Source organism: Massilia sp. CT11-108, assembly GCF_047302915.1.
GTDB lineage: Bacteria > Pseudomonadota > Gammaproteobacteria > Burkholderiales > Burkholderiaceae_D > Telluria > Telluria orientalis.
Genome location: NZ_JBKYMO010001361.1, coordinates 1 through 341, shown reverse-complemented (window position 1 = coordinate 341; position 341 = coordinate 1). Strand labels below are relative to the sequence as shown.

The following is a 341-nucleotide window of genomic DNA, read 5'->3' as shown; positions in this document are numbered from 1 at the left end:
GTATGCGTCAGGCCGGATTTGGCATCGACGCCGATATGGGCCTTCATGCCGAAGAACCAGTTCTTGCCCTTCTTCGATTGATGCATTTCCGGGTCGCGTTTTTCGTCGCGGTTCTTGGTCGAGGGAGGCGCCGCGATCAGGGTCGCGTCGACGATGGTCCCCTCGCGCATCATCAAGCCACGGCTGGCCAGGTGCCCGTTGATTTCATCGAAGATCCTGCGCGTCAGGTTGTGTTTCTCGAGCAGACGGCGGAACTTGAGAAGTGTCGTCGCGTCCGGCGCCGACTCGTGCGTCAGGTCGATGCCGACAAAGCCGCGAATGGCCTGGCTGTCGTAGATCGC

Annotated in this window: 1 protein-coding gene; it reads right to left on the bottom strand. The window is 60.7% G+C overall.

From position 1 onward, the window contains the following. Positions 1-341: IS5 family transposase (locus ACEN88_RS34795; RefSeq protein WP_413346975.1), on the bottom strand; the 341-nt coding region annotated here is incomplete at both ends.